Below are 13,832 nucleotides of genomic sequence, written 5' to 3' on the forward strand. Positions count from 1 at the left end.
GGCCCCACCGGCCCGCCGAACGCCTCCGCCCCGCGCCGGGCCCGGCTCCCGTCGGCCGGCCCGCCGCCGGACACCGGGCCGAGCCCGTCGGCGTCGTCGAGCCCGGCCTCGTCGCCGGCCGGCGGGCCGTCGACGCCGGGCAGCAGATCGGATACGCGCACCGGCTCCCCGCCCCGGGCCACGCGACCGCCCTCCGGGCCGGACGCCGCCTCGATCTCCTCGGCGGCCAGCTCGTTGAGGCGGGCGCAGAGGCGTTCGGCGCTACGCCGGGAGTTGGTGAACACGATCGTGGACCGGTGCGCGCGGATCAGCGCGAACACGCGTTCCTCGACCGCCGGCCAGATGGAGGGGCGGCGGGGCGCGAGGCCGCCGAGATCGTCCTCGGGTGGCTCCTGCTCGTCGAGGCGCGTCATGTCCTCCACCGGGACCTGGACGCTGACCTCGATGGTCTTGTTCGACGGCGGCTGCACCACGTCGACCGGGCGCGCGCCGCCGAGGAAGCGGGCGCACACGTCGATCGGCCGGACGGTGGCGGACAGCCCGATCCGTTGCGCCGGTCGCTCCAGCAGCGCGTCGAGGCGTTCCAGGGACAGCGCCAGGTGCGCGCCGCGCTTGGTGCCGGCGACCGCGTGCACCTCGTCCACGATGACCGTGTCGACGCCGCGCAGCGAGTCGCGGGCGGCGGAGGTGAGCAGCAGGAACAGCGACTCGGGTGTGGTGATGAGGATGTCCGGCGGGGTGCGGGCGAAGGCCCGGCGCTCGTCGGCCGGGGTGTCGCCGGTCCGCATCCCGACGGTGACGTCCGGCGGGACCAGGCCGAGCCGGGAGGCGGCCTGGCGGATGCCGGTGAGCGGGGCGCGCAGGTTGCGTTCCACGTCGACGGCGAGCGCCTTGAGCGGGCTCACGTAGAGCACCCGGCAGCGGCGCCGGGGATCGGCCGGCGGTGGCTCCTTGGCGAGCCGGTCGAGCGACCAGAGGAACGCCGCGAGCGTCTTGCCGGAGCCGGTCGGCGCGACGACGAGCGCGTTGCGGGCGGCGGCGACCGAGCGCCAGGCGCCCTCCTGGGCCGGGGTGGGCGCGGCGAACGCCGCGGTGAACCACTCCCGGGTCGCCGCGCCGAACTCCGCCAGCACCCCGCCCGACCTGCCCGACCCGCCTGACCGGGCCACCTCGTCCGCCACGCACCCATCCTGCCGCGCGGGTGTGACAACCGGCCCGCCGCCGGACCGTTCCGTCCCGCGGGCGGCAGTCGAAGAATGGAATGGGCGATTATTCCGTTAAGTCTTACTTAACTGCTTGCTTGTGGGCTGCAACATAAAGTAACTTCACTCGCGATGCGGCGTGGGGTGGAGGCGTGGATGACCGTCGAGGAACGAGGCCGGGGGTCCGGAACCGACGTGCTCATCCGCAAGGTCGACAGTCGACTGGTGGCGCTCCGCGCCGGGCTGCACGGTCCTGATCTGGAGCTGGCCGAGGAACTCGCCGCGCGGCTGCGCGAGATGATCCTGGCGACCACCCGGTCCAGCGCCGCCGACCGTGCCCGGGTCCGGGCCGCCGTGCACTACTTCGTCCAGCGCCGGGAGAGCCGGGACGCCCGGCTGCCGCTGCGTTCCCTGGCCGCCGCCCAGCGCGCGGTGGACCGGGCCGCCCACCAGCTGGCCACCCCCGGCCCCACCCCCTGACCGCCCCCTCCCACCCGCCCCCTCCTCGCACCCCAACCACCCCGGTGATCAAGGAGTTCGCGGCGGGTTCCGGCGTGTTCCCGGACACGAACTCCTTGATCACCGGGCGATGGGGCGGCTGCACGCCGGGTGGGGTAAGGGTGGGTTTTGGGGAAAACCGCCCGGTTCGGTGCCTCTGTGGCGTGTGATCGGTTGTGACACCAGCGTGTTCGCGCGCTGTCATCTCGACCGGGAGTACGTGTGCTCGTCCTGCTGATCGTGCACCTGGTGGCGGCGCTGCTCGCCCCGCTGCTGGTCCGCCGGTGGGGTCCGCGCGCCTGCCTGCTGCTCGCGCTCGCCCCGGCCGCCACAGCGGTCTGGGCGGCGGCGCACACCGGAGCGGTACGCGACGGCGGCGAAGTGGTCGAGACGTACCAGTGGATCTCGCAGCTCCAGCTCGACGTGGCGCTGCGCGTCACGACGTTGTCCTGGCTGATGCTGCTGCTCGTCGGCGGCGTCGGCGCGCTCGTGCTGGTCTACTCCGCCCGCTACTTCCCGCCCGGGTCCATCGGGCTGGCCCGGTTCGCCGCCGTCATGGTCGCCTTCGCCGGGGCGATGCTCGGCCTCGTCGTCTCCGACGACCTGCTGCTGCTCTACGTCTTCTGGGAACTGACCACCGTCTTCTCGTACCTGCTCATCGGGCACAGCACCGAGCGCCGGTCCAGCCGGTGGGCCGCCGCGCAGGCGCTGACAGTGACCACGCTGGGCGGGCTCGCCATGCTCGTCGGGTTCCTGCTGCTCGGCCACCACGCCGGCGGCTACCGGTGGTCGGCGGTGGCCTCGGCGCCGCTGCCCGGCGGCGGGTACCTGGTCGTCGCGGTGCTGCTCATCCTCGCCGGGGCACTGGCGAAGTCCGCGGTGTTCCCGTTCAACGCCTGGCTGCCGGTGGCGATGGCTGCCCCGACGCCGGTGAGCGCGTACCTGCACGCGGCGGCGATGGTGAAGGCCGGCATCTTCCTCATCGGACTGCTCGGCCCGGTGCTCGCCCCGGTCGACGGGTGGCGACCGGTCACCGTGGTCGCCGGGCTGGTCACGCTCGTCATCGGCGGGTGGGCGGCGCTGCGGCAGACCGACCTGAAGCTGCTGCTGGCGTACGGGACGGTCAGCCAGCTCGGTCTGCTGACAGTGGTGTTCGGTGCGGGCACCTCGAAGGCGGCGCTGGCCGGGGTGGCGATGCTGGCGGCACACGCCCTGTTCAAGGCGGCGCTGTTCCTCGTCGTCGGCATCCTCGACCACGAGGCCGGCACCCGTGACCTGCGGGAGCTGTCCGGGATCAGGCGGACCGCGCCGGTGCTGGCCGTCGTCGCCACGCTGGCCGCCGCCTCGATGGCCGGGGTGCCGCCGCTGCTCGGGTTCGTCGGGAAGGAGGCGGCGCTCGCCGCGTTCACCGGTGATCCGCTGGTGCTGACCGTGCTGGTGGTGGGCAGCGCGCTCACCGTCGCGTACAGCATCCGGTTCCTCTGGGGCGCGTTCGGCACCCGGCCCGGCACGCCGGACACCGAGCTGGCCCGGCCGCCCGCCGCGATGCTCGTACCCCCGGCGCTGCTCGCCGTGGCCGGGCTCGCCGCCGGCCCGGCGGCCGGGTGGCTGAGCGGCCTGTTCGAGCCGTACGCCGAGCTGTTCGGGCCGGTCGAGGAGCACCTGGCGCTCTGGCACGGCCCCACGGCGGCGCTCGGCCTGTCCGCCCTCGTGCTGGCCGGCGGTGTGGTGCTGCACCTGGCCCGCGGCCCGCTGGCGCCCGCGCTGGCCCGGCTGCGCTCGCCGGTGGGTGGCAACCAGGGGTACGAGTGGGTGACGCACGCCTTCGACCGGCTTGCCATCGAGGTCACCGGCGCCACCCAGCGCGGGTCGTTGCCGCAGTACCTCGGCACCGTGCTGCTCGTGCTGGTGTTCGTGCCGGGCGGGGCGATGATCGCGACCGCGCCGTGGCGGGTCGACCTGGCGACCTGGGACAACCCGGCCCAGCTCGTGGTCTGCGTGGTGATCGCGGTGGCCGCGCTGCTCGCGGTCGGCGCGCGCCGCCGGCTCACCGCGATGCTGCTCGTCGGCGTGACCGGCTACGGCACCGCGATGATGTTCGTCCTCTACGGCGCGCCGGACGTGGCACTGACCCAGTTCCTGGTGGAGACCGCGACGATCGCCGTGTTCGTGCTGGTGCTGCGTCGGCTGCCGGAGCGGTTCTCGGCCCGTCCGCTGCGCCGCAGCCGCTGGGTCCGCCGCGGCATCGGGATCGCCACCGGTGTGGTGATGGCCGGTCTGGCGCTGGCCGCGGCCGGGGCGCGGCGAGCGGCGTCGATCTCCGCCGACTTCCCGGACCTGGCCCTGATCGAGGGGTACGGCCGCAACGTCGTGAACGTGACGCTGGTCGACATCCGGGCCTGGGACACGATGGGGGAGATCTCGGTGCTCGTGGTCACCGCGACCGGCGTGGCCAGCCTGATCTACGAGCGGTCCCGCACCGGGCCGCGTCCCCGCCGTCCCCCACCGGCCGCACTGCGCGCCGGCGACCGGCGCACGGTGTGGCTGCGCGGTGGGCAGACGCTGCCGGAACGGCGGCGGTCGATCGTGTTCGAGGTGGTCACCCGGCTGATCTTCCACACCGTCCTGATCTTCTCGCTGTTCCTGCTCTTCTCCGGGCACAACGCCCCCGGTGGCGGCTTCGCCGGCGGGCTCGTGGCCGGCCTCGCGCTGGCCCTGCGGTACCTGGCCGGCGGCCGGTACGAGCTGGCCGAGGCGGCGCCGGTCGGGGCCGGCACGGTGCTCGGCGCGGGTCTGGGCATCTCGGTCGGCAGCGGCGTGCTCGGCCTGGCGCTCACCGGCGAGGTGCTCCAGAGCATCAAGGTCAACCTGTGGCTACCGCTGATCGGTGACTTCTACCTGGTCACGTCGCTGTTCTTCGACATCGGCGTCTACCTGGTGGTGGTCGGGCTGGTGCTGGACATCCTGCGCAGCCTCGGCGCCGAGGTGGACCGGCACGTGGAGGCGGCGGGCGAGGCGGGGCGCGGCCTGGTCATCCAGCGCGAGGGCCAGTCATGACGCGGGGTGCGGCCGGGCCGACGCTGGTGCTGGTGCTGGCGGTCGGGGTGCTCGTCGCCGCCGGTGTCACGCTGCTGCTGGAACGCAGCCTGACCCGGATCCTGCTCGGCATCATCCTGCTCGGCAACGGCGTGAACCTGCTCATCCTGCTCGGTGGGCGGTCCGGCGCCGCTCCGCTGGTCGGTACCGCCTCGCAGCGGGAGATGAGCGACGCGCTGCCGCAGGCCATGGTGCTCACCGCCGTGGTGATCACGTTCGGGCTGACCGCGTTCCTGCTCGCTGTCGCGTACCGGAGCTGGTACACCAGCGGCGACGACGAGGTGCAGGACGACCTGGAGGACCGGCAGATCGTCCGGCTCGCCGAGAGCAACGAGGTGTCCACCGCGGACCTCGGCGGTGAGGGCCCGGACGACGACCCGGAGCAGGTGGACCCGGAGCCGGCCCGCCGGCGGTTGCGCCGGGACGGGGAAGCCCAATGAGCGCCCTGGTGCCGCTGCCGGTGGTGGTGCCGCTGCTCGGCGCGGCGCTCACCCTCGTGCTGTCCGGCCGGCCCCGCCTGCAGCGGTCGATAAGCGTCCTCTGCCTGTCCAGCGTCCTGGTGGTGGCGGCGGTGCTGCTGGTGCAGGCGTACCGGTTCGGGCCGGTGGTGGTGCAGGTGGGCGGCTGGCCGGCGCCGGTGGGCATCGTGCTGGTCGCCGACCAGCTGGCGGCGCTGATGGTGCTCGTCTCCTCGGCGGTGACGCTGTGCGTCCTGCTCTACTCGATCGGCCAGGGCCGGGGGGAGACCGGGGAGACCGCGCCGGTGAACATCTACCACCCCACGTACCTGGTGCTCACCGCGGGCGTGACGAACGCCTTCCTGGCCGGGGACCTGTTCAACCTGTTCGTCGGCTTCGAGATCCTGCTGGCCGCGAGCTTCGTGCTGATCACGCTGGGCGGCACCGAGGTGCGGTTGCGGACCGGATCGACGTACGTGGTGGTCAGCATCCTGTCGTCGCTGCTGTTCCTGTCCGCCGTCGGGCTGGTGTACGCGGCCACCGGCACGCTGAACATGGCCCAGCTCGCCGGTCGGCTGGACGCGCTGCCGTCGGGCGTACGCCTGACCCTGCAACTGATGCTGCTGCTCGCGTTCGGGATCAAGGCGGCGGTGTTCCCGCTGTCGGCGTGGCTGCCGGACAGCTACCCGACCGCGCCCGCGCCGGTGACGGCGGTCTTCGCCGGCCTGCTCACGAAGGTCGGCGTGTACGCGATCATCCGCACCGAGACGCTGCTGTTCCCCGGCGGCCAGGTCGCCACGTTGCTGATGGTGGTGGCCGGGCTGACCATGGTGGTCGGCATCCTCGGCGCGGTGGCCCAGTCGGACCTGAAGCGGCTGCTGTCCTTCACGCTGGTCAGCCACATCGGCTACATGATCTTCGGGGTGGCGCTGAGCACCGTCGCCGGCCTGTCCGGGGCGATCTTCTACGTGGTGCACCACATCACCATCCAGACCACGCTGTTCCTGGTCGCCGGCCTGGTCGAGGAACGCGCGGGCAGCACCGACCTGCGCCGCATCGGCGGCCTGGCCCGGATCGCCCCGATGCTCGGCGTGCTCTTCTTCGTCCCCGCGATGAACCTCGCCGGCATTCCGCCGTTCTCCGGCTTCCTCGGCAAGCTCGGGCTGCTCCAGGCGGGCGTCGCAGCGGGCGGGACGCTGCCCACGGTGCTGGTCGCGGCCGGCACGCTGACCAGCCTGCTCACGCTCTACGCGGCCTCCCGGGTGTGGAACATCGCGTTCTGGCGGGAGCCCCGGCTGGCCACCACCACCCCGCCGGCCCGGCTGCCCGGACTGATGGTCGGGGCCACCACCGCCCTGGTCGCGCTCGGTGTGCTGTTCACGTTGGTGGCCGGGCCGCTGTTCCAGGTCACCGCCGACGCGGCCACCGACCTGCGCGAGCGCACCCCGTACGTGCGGGCGGTCCTGCCCCGGGACGTGCCGTGACCGACGACCTGCCCCCGGGCGGGGGTGCGACCGGTGAGCCCGCCGGCGTACCCCGTGCGGCGCCCGCCCCGGACGCTCCGACGCCGACCGTCGGGCGGGGCGGGCGGCGGCGGGACCAGGCGCTGGCACTCGGCTGGCTGGTCGCCGCCTGGCTGCTGCTGTGGGGCGACGTCTCCCTGGGCAACGTGATCGCCGGACTGGTGGTCGGCGTGGCCGTGCTGCTGTTCTTCCCGCTGCCGCCGGTCACCTTCGGCGGCCGGTTGCGCCCCCGCGCGCTGCTGGTGTTCGCGGCGACGTTCGTCGCGGAACTGGTCAGCGCCAGCGTGCACGTGGCAGCCGTGGCGCTGCGTCTCGGCTACCGCCCGCGCGGCGCGATCATCGCGGTGCCGCTGCGGGTGCGCACCGACCTCAACCTCGCGCTCACCGCCGAGGTGATCTCGCTGGTGCCGGGCACGCTGATCCTCGACGTCGACCGGGCCGCGGGCGTGCTCTACGTGCACGTGCTCGACGTGCGCGGACCCGAGGACATCACCGGCAGCCGCGAGCGCGTGCTCGCCGTCGAACGGCGCATCGTCCGCGCCATCGGATCTCCCGACGAGGTACGCCGGCTCGACCTCGCACCCGACGAACGGAGGAACCACCCGTGACAGTCCTGCTCGCCGTCGCGTTGACCGTGCTGCTCTCGGCCACCGCGCTGCTCGCCCTGGCCCGGATCTACCGGGGCCCGTCCCTGCTCGACCGGGTCGTCGGCGCCGACCTGCTGCTGTCGGCGATGCTCGCCGCGGTGGGGGCGGAGGCCGCCGTGAACCGGCACGCCACCACGCTGCCCGTGCTGGTGGTGCTCTCGCTGCTCGGCTTCATCGGGTCGGTGTCGCTGGTGCGCTTCGCGGTCCGGGCTGAAGCGTGAGCGCGAGGAGTGAGCTGGTTTTGCGAGCCCCGCAGTCGCGAACGAAAGGAGGCTCAGCCTGATGGCCGGCGCGGTCGCGGACTGGGTGGGTGGGGTGCTGCTGCTCGCCGGTGCGGTGCTGGCCCTGGTCGCCGGCATCGGGCTGGTGCGCTTCCCGGACGTGCTGGACCGGATGCACGCGGCCACCAAGCCGCAGGTGCTGGGCGTCCTGCTGTTGCTGGCCGGGCTGGCGCTGCGTCTGCGCACCCCGTCGGACCTGGGCATGCTGGTCCTGGTGGCGATCTTCCAGCTCTCCACCGCGCCGGTGGCCGCGCAGATGATCGGCCGGGCCGCGTACCGCTCCGGGCGGGTCGACCGGACGCTGCTGGACGCCGACGAGCTGGCCGGACGCTGAACCGGACGTGCGGGAGGCTTCCCGGCACCCTCAGCGAACGTCCAGCGGGTACCGATAAAATGGGCCGCATGATCGACTCTCCTGCCCCGGAGGGCAGCAGTAGCCGGCCGGGTAATACCCGGCGAATTCCCTCCCCGACGACCCCGGGAGCCCTGAACCTCCCGTGTTGATCCTCGTCGGTCTCCTTCTCATCACCGTCCTCACCGCCGCCACCGGTTACTTCGTGGCCCAGGAGTTCGGTTACGTCGCCGTGGACCGTGGCAAGCTCAAGCAGCTCGCCGACGGTGGCGACCGTGCCGCGGCCCGGGCCCTGGAGGTGACCGGGCGGCTCTCCTTCATGCTGTCCGGCGCCCAGCTCGGCATCACCGTGACCGCCCTGCTCGTCGGTTACGTCGCCGAGCCGTTCCTCGGCGCCGGGCTGGCCGACCTGCTCGGCCTGGCCGGGCTGTCCAGCGCGGTCACGCTGCCGTTGTCGGTGGCGCTCGCCCTGGTCATCGCCACCGTCGTGCAGATGGTCCTGGGTGAGCTGGCCCCGAAGAACCTGGCCATCGCGCGGGCCGTGCCGCTCGCCCGGGCGCTGTCCCGGTCCACCCTGATCTACCTGAAGATCGCCGGTCCGCTGATCACGCTGTTCGACCGGGCCGCCGTACGGCTGCTCCGCCGCATCGGCATCGAGCCGATCGAGGAGCTGCCCAGCGGCGCCACCCCGCAGGACCTGGAACAGATCATCGCCGAGTCCCGGGAGGAGGGGCACCTCGACGCCGAGATGTCCGACCTGCTGGACCGGGGTCTGGACTTCCGGGAGCTGACCGCCGGGGAGGCGATGGTGCCGCGCGTCGACGTGCACACCATCCGGGCCGACGAGCCGGTCAGCCGGATCGTCGAGCTGCTGGACACCGGCCACTCCCGGTTCCCGGTGAGCGGCGCCGAGGGCGTCGACGACCTGGTCGGCGTGGTCGGCATCGCCGACGTGCTCGGGGTGCCCCCGGCGCAGCGCGCGACCACTCGGGTCGACGCGGTGGCCGTACCCCCGTTGCTGGTGCCCGAGACGCTGCCGCTGCCGACGGTGCTGGACCGCCTGCGGTCCGGGCACCGGCAACTCGCCTGCGTGGTCGACGAGTACGGCGGCTTCGCCGGCGTGATCACGCTGGAGGACCTGGCCGAGGAACTGGTCGGGCCGATCCGCGACGAGGACGACCCGCCGGACCGGGCCGCGGCGCGGCAGGAGGACGGCTCCTGGGTGGTCCCGGCGCGCTGGCGCATCGACGAGGTCGCCGACAGCACCGGCATCGAACTGCCCGAGGCGCCCGAGTACGACACGCTCTCCGGGCTGGTGATGCGGGAGCTGGGCCGGGTGCCCGAGGTCGGTGACCGGCTGGAGATCCCGGTCGCCGCGGACGGCGACGAGCCGGCCGGCGGCCCGCGGGTGCTGGTCGAGGTGCTGGCGGTGGACCGGCACGTGGCCGACTCGGTGCGGCTGCGGCCCGCCGCCTCGGTGTCCGGGGAGGGTTCCGCATGAGCCCCGGATTCGCGTTGTTCTTCTCCGTGGTGCTGCTGGCGCTCAACGGGTTCTTCGTGGCCGCCGAGTTCGCGCTCGTCGCCTCCAAGCGGTACCGCCTCGAACAGGCGGCCGCCGGTGGCGGCCGGGCGGCCCGCGCGGCGCTGGACGGCGTCCGCGAGCTGAGTCTGATGCTGGCCGGCGCGCAGCTCGGCATCACGCTGTGCACGCTGGGTCTGGGCGCGCTGGCCGAACCGGCCATCGAGCACCTGCTCAGCCCGCTGCTGCACGCGGTCGGCCTGCCCGAGGCGGTCAGCCACGTGGTGGCGCTGGTGTTCGCGCTGTCGCTCGTGACGTTCCTGCACCTGGTGGTCGGCGAGATGGCCCCGAAGTCGTGGGCGATCACCGACGCGGAGCGGTCGGCGATGCTGCTGGCGCTGCCGTTCCGGGCGTTCGCCCGGATCGCCCGGCCCGTGCTGTCCCTGCTCAACGGGCTCGCGAACGCGATGCTGCGCCTGTTCGGGGTGCAGCAGCAGGACCAGCTCGCCCAGGTGCACGGCCCGGACGAGCTGCGCATCCTGCTGGAGCAGTCCCGGGAACACGGGCTGCTCGGCGCCGAGCAGCACCAGCTGCTGACCAGCATGCTGGAACTCCAGGGCACCACGGTCGCCCAGGTGATGGAGCCGTTCGACCGGATCGTCACGGTGGGCCGGAGTGAGACCGCCGAGCGGATCGAGCACGTCTCCCGCGACAGCGGCCGGTCCCGGCTCGCCGTGGTCGACACCGGTGGTGAGGTGTGCGGCCTGGTGCACGTACGCGAGGCGGTGCGCGCCGTCACCACCGGCCGCCCGGCGACCGCGGAGGAGCTGATGACCAGCGCCTTCACGCTGCCGGCCGAGGCGTCGGTGACCGAGGCGGTGGCCGCCATGCGGGCACGGCAGGCGCAGCTCGCGCTGGTGAGCAACGGTGGCGGGCCGACCCGGCCGATCGGGTTCGTCGCGCTGGAGGACCTCCTGGAGGAGGTCATCGGCGAGTTCGACGACGAGACCGACCCGGTGCCGCGAGGCCGCCGGATGCGCTGACCGTCGTGATCCGTACCGGCGGGGCATGGCCGGGCGGGCAGCGGGAAAGCCCCGGCATGCGGTTGACCGGCGTGTCGCGGGACTCCGCCTGGACCGGGCTCTCGGTGAGCACCACGCTGCCCAACCCGAGCACCCGGCCGGGCCTGCGCCTGCCGGGCCGGGTGACGCTCGCCGCCGGCGGGTCGGACGTGCCGGTCCGGCACATCCGGCTCGGCCTGGTCACCCAGGTCGAACCGGAGGACCCGGAGGCGCCGCGCCGCCTGGTGCAGTTCCAGACGTGGACGATCGCGGGACGGTTCGTGGTGCCGGCCGGACGGCGGCGGGCCGTCGAGTTCGCCGTGCCGCTGCCATGGGAGTCGCCGGTGACCACGTACGGCGGGGTGCCGTTGCTGAGCCTGCGTACCGGGCTGCGCACCGAGGTGTCGGTGGATCCGGAGGTGGACCAGGGCGCGATGGTGCCGGTGCTGATCCACCCGCTGCCCACCCAGGAGCACGTGCTCGCCGCGCTGGACACGCTCGGCTTCGCGATCCGGCAGGCCGGGCTGCGCGAGGGACGGCTGCCGGGGGTGGAGCAGACGCTGCCGTTCCAGCAGTGGTACGGCTTCTGGGCCGCCCCGCTCTACGCCGGCCCGATGACCGAACTCGAAATGATCATGCTGACCGACTCGGCCGGCATGGAGGTGCTGCTCTGGCTGGACCGGCGGCTCTCCCTGGCCGGGATCACCCACCAGAGCATCAGCCGGTTCCGGGTCTGGCACGCCGGTGCCGACGAGCGCGACTGGGTGGCCACCGTGGACGGCTGGCTGCGGCACGCCATCGACAGGCACGCGGCCGCCGCCGCACACGCCGACTGGTCGGCCACGATCCGCGAGTCGGCGCACGTCAGCCGCCCGCCCGACCGTCCGGTCGCGCCCGGTTACGGCCTCGGGGGTACGGCCGGCGGCGCGGGCATCGGCGGCGGTGGCGGAGGCGGCGACGGCACCTGACCGGCGCCGCCGGTCAGCCGGCGGCGAGCTTCAAACTGAAGCCGAGGAACAGCACCGCGACGGCAGTCGTGCCGCTCGCGGCGAGCCGGCGGCGCTGCCGGAACTGGGCCGCCAGGTACGTGCCGGTGAAGATCAGCACGGTCAGGTAGATCGCGCTGGCGACCTGCGCGATCAGCCCGAGCAGCAGGAACGACAGCGCCGGCCACGCGTACCCGGGGTCGACGAACTGGATGAAGAACGAGACGAAGAACAGGATCGCCTTCGGGTTGAGCAGGCTGATCACCAGCGCCCGGCGGAACGGCTCCCGCTGTTCCGCCGGCTCCACCTCGTCGATCAGGCGCGGCGTGGCCGGGTCGTTGCGGTCGCGCCAGCGCCGCCACGCACCGCGCAGCATGGCCAGCCCGAGATACCCGAGGTACGCCGCCCCGGCGTACTTGATCACCAGATAGAGCGGGGGATACGCCTGGAGCAGCGAGGCCACACCGGCGGCGGAGAGCACCATCAGCACCGCGTCGCCGACGAACACCCCGGCGGCGGCCCGGTAGCCGGTGGCCACGCCCCGGCGGGCGGCGGTGGCCAGCACGAAGAGCGAGTTGGGGCCGGGCAGCAGCACGATCGCCACGGTGCCCAGCACGTACGTCCAGATGTCGGTGATCCCCAGCACGCCGGACATCATGACGCCGCGCCCGCCGTCGGGCGAAGCCTTTCCCGCAGGCTGACCTGTGCGTTCGGCCACTCCTGCGCGAGCATCGAGTACTGCACGGTGTCCCGCCAGGAGCCGTCGGCACGCTGCTTGTGCTGCCGCAGCACGCCCTCGCGGCTCGCGCCGAGCCGTTCGATGGCCCGCTGCGAGCGGTCGTTGCGGATGTCGGTGTGCCAGACCACGCGGACGGCGTCGAGGTCGTCGAAGGCCCGGCCCAGCAGCAGCAGCTTCGCCTCGGTGTTGACGCCGGTACGCCACCAGGGGCGGCCCAGCCAGGTGTAGCCGATCGCCAGCGACCGGCGGACCGGGTCGATCTCGTAGTAGGAGGTCGTGCCGATCACCGCGCCGGTGACGGCGCAGCGCTGCGTCCAGCACACCTGCTCACCGCGTTCCTGGGCGTCCAGGTAGGCGGCGACCACCCGGCGCATCTCGGCGGCGTCGGCCGGCTGCGTACCGCCCAGGTGCCGCCACACCTGCGGGTCGGCGGTGGCGGCGTACAGCTCGTCGGCGTGGGCGAGGTCGAGCGGCTCCAGCACCACGTGCTCGCCGCGCAGCACCGCCGGCTCGTGCCACGGCGAGCGGGCCGGGCGCAGGTACGCCGGCACCGGCGCGCTCACCCCGGGCGCGGGTTCGGGCCGGCCGGGCGTGAGCCGCAGCGGCACCACACCGGCCCAGTACGGCAGCGCCTCGTCGGCCGGCTCGTCGTTGACGCCGCCGGTGCGCATCCGTACCGACACCTCGCGCAGCGGCAGCGCCAGCACGGCGGTCTCGGCCAGTTCGCGCCGGTTCGGCGGGCGGCTGTCGGCGGACCGGCCGGCGGCGACCTTCTCCACCAGCGCGGTCAGCACCGCCGCCTTCTCGCCGGCGTCGTCGACCAGGTGGGCGGTGCCGTGCGCCACCACCGACCGGTAGTTGGCGCTGTGGTGGAACTGGGAGCGGGCGTAGATCAGCCCGTCGAGGTGGGTGACGGCGACGCAGACCCTCAGCCCGGCCTCGCCCCGGGCGGCGAGCAGCGGCCGGCTGCCGGTGGATCCGTGCAGGTAGAGGGTGTCGCCGATGCGCACGTGCAGGGTCGGCAGGATGCGCGGCTCACCGTCCACCGTGAACGACAACGCGCAGTGGTACGCCTCGTCGAGCAGCGCGTGCGCGGTGGCCCGGTCGTAGTGCATCCGGTCGCGGGTGCGGGTGGCGGTGGTGCGTTCGGTCGGGGCGTACACGTGACATCCCACCTTTGTTCTAGTACAATCTCGGAACTGTGGCAGCACAATATCAGGTGACCGGCTCGACGTCCGCCGCGATTTCGGCAAGCGTCGAATCCGGCATCCGCACCGGCGATCTCGCCCCCGGCGACGCCCTGCCCGCCGTCCGTGCGCTCGCCGCCGAGCTGGACGTCAGCCCGGCCACCGTCGCGAAGGCGTACCAGGAACTGCGGCAACGCGGCCTGGTGGCGACCGCCGGCCGGCACGGCACCCGGGTCCGCCCCCGCCCGCCGGTCGCCGGTCGCCGCGCCGCGTTGCTGCCCCC

14 protein-coding genes are annotated in these 13,832 nt (G+C 73.6%); 11 read left to right on the forward strand and 3 right to left on the reverse strand.

Translation table 11 applies throughout. The features are described 5' to 3' along the window. On the reverse strand, positions 1-1,181 hold a 1,181-nt coding region (locus tag AC2CHG_RS24485), incomplete at its 3' end, for a DEAD/DEAH box helicase (protein WP_484525658.1). Between the two features lie 177 nt (positions 1,182-1,358). Here AC2CHG_RS24485 and AC2CHG_RS24490 point away from each other — a divergent pair. From AC2CHG_RS24490 to AC2CHG_RS24535, 10 genes are all read left to right on the forward strand, one after another. Continuing rightward, the gene (locus AC2CHG_RS24490; protein WP_366621116.1) at positions 1,359-1,682 is read left to right on the forward strand and encodes a hypothetical protein; all 324 of its coding nucleotides are present in this window, start codon (positions 1,359-1,361) and stop codon (positions 1,680-1,682) included. A gap of 240 nt (positions 1,683-1,922) precedes the next feature. Next, complete coding sequence (locus tag AC2CHG_RS24495; RefSeq protein ID WP_484525659.1) at positions 1,923-4,757, forward strand: Na+/H+ antiporter subunit A; 2,835 nt, start codon at positions 1,923-1,925, stop codon at positions 4,755-4,757. Next, positions 4,754-5,236 carry a Na(+)/H(+) antiporter subunit C gene (locus AC2CHG_RS24500; protein ID WP_366620882.1) on the forward strand — a complete coding sequence of 161 codons (483 nt, stop codon included), beginning with the start codon at positions 4,754-4,756 and terminating at the stop codon, positions 5,234-5,236. Before AC2CHG_RS24495 ends, AC2CHG_RS24500 begins: the two co-directional genes overlap by 4 nt. Next, positions 5,233-6,738, forward strand: a complete 1,506-nt coding sequence (locus AC2CHG_RS24505; protein WP_262013597.1) for a Na+/H+ antiporter subunit D — start codon at positions 5,233-5,235, stop codon at positions 6,736-6,738. The genes AC2CHG_RS24500 and AC2CHG_RS24505 overlap by 4 nt, the downstream gene beginning before the upstream one ends. After that, entirely contained in the window at positions 6,735-7,385 is a 651-nt protein-coding gene (locus AC2CHG_RS24510) for a Na+/H+ antiporter subunit E (RefSeq protein ID WP_484525660.1), read from the forward strand. Before AC2CHG_RS24505 ends, AC2CHG_RS24510 begins: the two co-directional genes overlap by 4 nt. Then, positions 7,382-7,645, forward strand: coding sequence for an MrpF/PhaF family protein (locus AC2CHG_RS24515; protein ID WP_013284715.1), 264 nt, complete (start codon positions 7,382-7,384; stop codon positions 7,643-7,645). The genes AC2CHG_RS24510 and AC2CHG_RS24515 overlap by 4 nt, the downstream gene beginning before the upstream one ends. Before the next feature lie 61 nt (positions 7,646-7,706). Then, on the forward strand, positions 7,707-8,039 hold the full coding sequence (gene mnhG / locus AC2CHG_RS24520; RefSeq protein WP_262013595.1) for a monovalent cation/H(+) antiporter subunit G: 333 nt from the start codon (positions 7,707-7,709) through the stop codon (positions 8,037-8,039). 163 nt (positions 8,040-8,202) lie between these two features. Then, a complete protein-coding gene (locus AC2CHG_RS24525) occupies positions 8,203-9,558 on the forward strand; it encodes a hemolysin family protein (RefSeq protein ID WP_262013594.1) in 1,356 nt (451 codons plus the stop codon). After that, positions 9,555-10,619, forward strand: coding sequence for a hemolysin family protein (locus AC2CHG_RS24530; RefSeq protein WP_262013593.1), 1,065 nt, complete (start codon positions 9,555-9,557; stop codon positions 10,617-10,619). Before AC2CHG_RS24525 ends, AC2CHG_RS24530 begins: the two co-directional genes overlap by 4 nt. A 56-nt stretch (positions 10,620-10,675) precedes the next feature. Next, positions 10,676-11,605 carry a sporulation protein gene (locus AC2CHG_RS24535; RefSeq protein ID WP_355507024.1) on the forward strand — a complete coding sequence of 310 codons (930 nt, stop codon included), beginning with the start codon at positions 10,676-10,678 and terminating at the stop codon, positions 11,603-11,605. A 13-nt stretch (positions 11,606-11,618) separates the two neighbouring features. On the opposite strand, the gene leuE is transcribed toward AC2CHG_RS24535, so the two are convergent. Further along, positions 11,619-12,281: a leucine efflux protein LeuE gene (gene leuE / locus AC2CHG_RS24540; RefSeq protein WP_120571072.1), complete on the reverse strand. Its 663-nt coding sequence runs from the start codon at positions 12,279-12,281 to the stop codon at positions 11,619-11,621. Then, a complete protein-coding gene (locus tag AC2CHG_RS24545; protein ID WP_484525661.1) occupies positions 12,278-13,525 on the reverse strand; it encodes a bifunctional pyridoxamine 5'-phosphate oxidase family protein/GNAT family N-acetyltransferase in 1,248 nt (415 codons plus the stop codon). The genes leuE and AC2CHG_RS24545 overlap by 4 nt, the downstream gene beginning before the upstream one ends. Positions 13,526-13,563: 38 nt before the next feature. On the opposite strand from AC2CHG_RS24545, the gene AC2CHG_RS24550 reads away from it, so the two are divergent. Further along, a partial coding sequence (locus tag AC2CHG_RS24550; protein WP_484525662.1) for a GntR family transcriptional regulator occupies positions 13,564-13,832 on the forward strand: 269 nt, incomplete at its 3' end.

The organism is Micromonospora sp. ATLC20 (genome assembly GCF_057196585.1).

Bases quoted from the DNA above. Each gene is read 5' to 3' on its own strand.
- AC2CHG_RS24505 (WP_262013597.1), top strand. From the start codon at position 5,233: ATGAGCGCCCTGGTGCCGCTGCCGGTGGTGGTGCCGCTGCTCGGCGCG.
- AC2CHG_RS24500 (WP_366620882.1), top strand. From the start codon at position 4,754: ATGACGCGGGGTGCGGCCGGGCCGACGCTGGTGCTGGTGCTGGCGGTC.
- AC2CHG_RS24490 (WP_366621116.1), top strand. From the start codon at position 1,359: ATGACCGTCGAGGAACGAGGCCGGGGGTCCGGAACCGACGTGCTCATC.
- AC2CHG_RS24535 (WP_355507024.1), top strand. From the start codon at position 10,676: ATGCGGTTGACCGGCGTGTCGCGGGACTCCGCCTGGACCGGGCTCTCG.
- leuE (WP_120571072.1), bottom strand. From the start codon at position 12,281: ATGATGTCCGGCGTGCTGGGGATCACCGACATCTGGACGTACGTGCTG.
- mnhG (WP_262013595.1), top strand. From the start codon at position 7,707: ATGGCCGGCGCGGTCGCGGACTGGGTGGGTGGGGTGCTGCTGCTCGCC.
- AC2CHG_RS24530 (WP_262013593.1), top strand. From the start codon at position 9,555: ATGAGCCCCGGATTCGCGTTGTTCTTCTCCGTGGTGCTGCTGGCGCTC.